Here is a 955-nt window from a genome sequence, read left to right as displayed (position 1 = left end):
CCAGCGGGAGACGATGCCGACATGCCGGCCGTAGCGGGCCGCCTTCTCCTCCAGCACGCGGCGGAACATGCCCCACGCAGCATCGTGCACAGACTTGGCGAGACGAGTGCGGGCGAGGCCGGAGACCGCCAGGTCTTCGAGATAGACCGCTTGGTTGTCGCGGACCAGCCTCGAAGCGTTCTGGTGGCACCAGTCCCTGCGCGCGTCGGCCACCCGGGCGTGGGCACGGGCGACCTTCAGCCGGGCCTTGGCCCGGTTCTTCGACCCCTTCGCCTTCCGGCACAGCGCCTGCTGCGCCTTCGCCAGCCGACGCTCGGCGCGCCGCAGGAAGCGAGGGTTGTCGATGACCTGCCCGGTGGACAGAACGGCGTACCGCGTCAGCCCCAGATCAATGCCGACCTCGGCATCCACGGGCGGCAGCGTTGCGGGCCCGACGTCCACCACGAAGCTCGCGAAGTACCGGCCCGAAGCGTCCTTGACCACCGTCACAGACGACGGGGCCGACGGCAGCTCCCGGGACCAGCGGACCCGGACGTCCCCGATCTTCGCGAGGTTCAACCGGCCGTTGTCCCGCAGCCGGAACCCGTTCCTGGAGAAACGAACGGCCTGCCGGTTGTCCTTCTTCGACTTGAACACCGGAAGCCCCATACGGCGCCCTGGCCGCTTCCCCGACACCGACGCGAAGAAGTTCGCGTACGCCGCATCGAGATCACGAAGAGAGGACTGCAGCGCGTCCACCGACACCTCGGCGAGCCAGGCCCGCTCGGGCGTCTTCTTCGCCTCCGTGATCACCCGCTTCGCCAGCACACCTGTCGCGATCTTCGACCTGTCCGCCAGGTACGCGGCCTTCCTCACGGCCAGCGCATCGTTGTAGACCACCCGGGCACAGCCGAACGTACGGGCCAGCGCGATGCGCTGACCCGGCATCGGCTCGAGCCGGAAGGAATACCGCAGA

At 68.8% G+C, this 955-nt stretch carries 1 protein-coding gene; it reads right to left on the bottom strand.

The window, feature by feature from the left end; genetic code table 11:
• Positions 1 to 954, bottom strand: a 954-nt coding sequence (locus tag IO36_RS36000) for an RNA-guided endonuclease InsQ/TnpB family protein (RefSeq protein WP_245173607.1), incomplete at its 3' end; no start/stop codon positions are given.
• Between the last annotated feature and the right edge of the window lies 1 nt (position 955).

The organism is Streptomyces aureus (assembly GCF_000725495.1).
Lineage (GTDB): Bacteria > Actinomycetota > Actinomycetes > Streptomycetales > Streptomycetaceae > Streptomyces > Streptomyces aureus_B.
This window is presented reverse-complemented; position numbering and strand designations above follow the sequence as displayed.